At 76.7% G+C, this 3,105-nt stretch carries 1 protein-coding gene and 2 pseudogenes; 1 reads left to right on the top strand and 2 read right to left on the bottom strand.

Features of this window, described 5'->3' with window-relative positions:
* Positions 1–220 (bottom strand): annotated as a pseudogene (locus RIF68_RS32390) (VOC family protein); the annotation flags it as partial.
* 111 nt (positions 221–331) lie between these two features.
* Entirely contained in the window at positions 332–2,458 is a 2,127-nt protein-coding gene (locus RIF68_RS32385; protein WP_309054834.1) for a PIG-L family deacetylase, read from the bottom strand.
* A gap of 284 nt (positions 2,459–2,742) precedes the next feature.
* On the opposite strand from RIF68_RS32385, the pseudogene RIF68_RS32380 reads away from it, so the two are divergent.
* Positions 2,743–3,105, top strand: a pseudogene (locus RIF68_RS32380) (bifunctional glutamine-synthetase adenylyltransferase/deadenyltransferase); the annotation flags it as partial.

The following is a 3,105-nucleotide window of genomic DNA, read 5'->3' as shown; positions in this document are numbered from 1 at the left end:
GGGTGCCGGGGGACATCTCCTTCGTACCCGGCATCGGGGGCATGCCGCCCAGCATCGTGATCGAACAGCGCGAGCCCGGCGGCGTCACCTGCACGACGCGCATGCCGGGGGCGACCTCGTCGTCCAGATCGACCGTGAAACCGCACTTCTCGCCGTAGAACTCCTTCGACCGGTCGATGTCGGTGACGGGGACCGGTACGACTTCCAGCGTCCAGTTCATGCCTGCTCCTTCGCGAGGACCCGCCGGGCGCGGGCTCGTACACCGTCGCCCACGGACCGCCCCCGCGCACGCCGAACCGCCGAACTGCCGGACGCCCACCGCCCGGAGGACTCAGCTGACGGCGGGAGTCCAGTGCAGCCGGCCGTCCAGGCCGATCGCCGCCACGCCGTCCGTGCCCGCGTCCGGGGCGCCCGCGAAGAGGAACCGCTCCACGCTCCACACCGGCCGGGTGCCCGACGCGCCGAGCGGCGCGGTCGCCAGGAAACCGGTGCGGGAGCGCACCGCGAGCAGGCCCGCGCCGCCGCCGCCGACCGGGCCGAAGCCCGCCACGCCCCCGGCGATCTCCGTGACCGGCGCGACCAGCCCCGTACCGGAGAAGTCGGCCAGGCGCAGGTCGCCGGAGGCCGGCTTGCGGAACCAGAGCCGCACCCCGTCGCCGCCGGGCGCGGCGCTCGCGCTCAGCGCCAGCGTCGTCGCGGGCAGCCCGGTCCGCGCCGGGCCGGTCAGCGGCCCGCCGGCGCGCTCGCGCGACCACGCCAGGACGGTGGTCGGGGTGCTCGCGAAGACGTACGCGCGGCCCCGGGCGTCCGTCGCCGCGACGGGGTCGCCGTACACGTCCCCGCCGCCGAGTGCCCGCCACGGGCCCCAGCCGCCGTCGGGGCGCTGCTCGCGGGCGGTCAGGCGGTGGGCGCTGTCCCGTACGAAGACGGTGGTCCGGCCGTCGGGCCCCACGGTCACGGCCGGGGCGCTGATGTCCGAGGTGCCGCGCGCGTCGTCCCGCTCGGGCGTGCCCAGGGAGCGCCACGGCCCGAAGGCGCCACCGGGCGAGGCCTGGACGGTGGTCACCACCTCGCGGCGGTACGCGCCGGGGCCGGCTCCCAGGACGGTGTGGGTCCCGTGGACGGCGATCCGGCCGCCGGGCAGGCGGACCGCGGTGACGCCGCTGTCCAGCCCGGCGCCGGGCAGCAGGACCGGCCCCCGCCAGGAGCCGCCGCCGGCCGGCTTCCGCCAGGTCGCGAGCCTGCCGTCCAGAACGGAGAAGGCGTACAGGCCGCCGTCGGCGGCGCGCTGCACCCAGGAGGTGGAGGTGCCGCGCGCGTACCGGACGGTCTGCGCCCAGCCGCGCCCGGCGGGCCGGGCCGCCACCTTCAGGTCGCCGCAGCCCGCGAGGTCGGCGCAGTCGTTGACCTCGTCCAGCCAGGCGTACGTCTTCAGGGTGCGCAGCTTGGCGTCGGCGGTCTCGGGGTCCAGGGTGTGCGGCAGGGTGCTGGTCGGGTAGCCGAGGTAGTTCTGCACGCCGACGCGGGCGTGCCCGGGGGTGTCCGCGTAGCGGGCGAGCGCGGCCTGCGCGAAGCGCGCCCCGTACAGGTGGTCCTGATGGTCGCGCAGCCGCCCGGTCTCCGGGTACGTGCCGGGGGTCGGGTCCTGCATGCGGACGAAGGTGGGGCGGAAGCGGTCGAGGATGCCGGCGATCGTGGCGACGACCTGTTCCTTCGTGTACGAGAAGTCGGCGCGGACCGGGGTGCCGGAGGAGCGCTGGGAGCCGAGCGCGCCGACGCGCCCGTGCCAGAGGCCGTTGAGGCTGTGCGGCCGGTCGTCGCTGATCGAACCGGCCTCGCGCAGCTGCAACCACACCAGCTTGACCTGCGGCTTCGCCCGGAGGGTGTCGAGTTCGGCCGACCCGCCGCCGGCCGTGGGTATCGCCTCGCGGTCCCAGGCGCTGGTGCGGTCGCCGGTGACCATCTCGGCGTACGCGGCGCGTATGCCGTTCTGGCGGGCCTCGGCGTAACGGGCCTTGTCGGGTTCGGTCGCGGCGGCGTCGGCGGGGCGCGCGTTGACGCCGTCGGACTCGCCGGCGGTGAGGTAGACGGAGGTCAGCGGGTGCCCGGAGCGCAGGGACTGGGAGATGTCCGGGTTCATGAAGAAGAGGTCGTCGTCGGGGTGCGCCACGATCTGCACCACGGAGGCGGGCGCCCGCCCGGCGGGAGCGGCCGGCGCGGCGGGGGAGGCGGCGGTCGGCGCCGCCGGGGCCGGGGGCGCGGGGGCCGGGGGGGGGGCGGCGGGGCGGGCCGGCGGCGTCGTCCCGGCCGGCCGCGGCGCGGCCCCCGCCCGTCCCGCCGTGGTCGCCGTCACCGTCAGCAGCCCGGCGAAGGCGCCGCCGACCAGGGCGGTCGCGACCGCCGACCGGAGGAGCCGGCGGCGGGACGGGCGGGCGGGACGGCGGAGGCGGACGGACATCGGTGGAGGCGCGCTTTCGGTGGGGACGACGGGGAGGAGGGGCCCGTCCCGCACACACGGAACCGGCCCCGCACTCAAGACGGACTTTCAAGAAGTACGGTGCATCCGGTCGGAAAATCACATGATGTGCGAGATGTCACGTGTGATCTGCTTCGATCCGAAGGCATGGGCGCCCGCCCGCACGGCTCCCGATAGGCTCGATCCGCGGGCCGCGCCACGGGTCCGACCCGGGGACGGGGAGGGCCCGGTCCCGGGAGCCGACCTGCCGGAGGGAGCTTGCGGAAATGACGGTGCCGGGGCGCAGGAGCAGTACGTTCACCCGGCTGCTGCGGCACGGGTTCACCGACCCCTCCGGGGCCGAACGGCTCCTGGACGTGCCCGAGCTCTCGGCCCTGCGCGGCGACCCCGTCCTCCTCGAAGCCCTGGGCGCCACCGCCGACCCCGACCTCGCCCTGCGCGGCCTGGTCCGGCTGGTCGAGGCGCAGTCCGACGCCGAGCGGCCCGCCCTCACCGCCACCCTGCTCTCCGCCAAGCCGTTCCGGGACCGGCTCCTCGGGGTGCTCGGCACCTCCGAGGCGCTCGCCGACCATCTGGCCCGGCACCCCGGCGACTGGCGGTCCCTCGTCACGTACGAGGCGGCCGACCTG

This window comes from Streptomyces sp. (assembly GCF_031178505.1).
Lineage (GTDB): Bacteria > Actinomycetota > Actinomycetes > Streptomycetales > Streptomycetaceae > Streptomyces > Streptomyces gulbargensis.
This window is presented reverse-complemented; position numbering and strand designations above follow the sequence as displayed.

Bases quoted from the DNA above. Each gene is read 5' to 3' on its own strand.
- RIF68_RS32385 (WP_309054834.1), bottom strand. From the start codon at position 2,458: ATGTCCGTCCGCCTCCGCCGTCCCGCCCGCCCGTCCCGCCGCCGGCTC.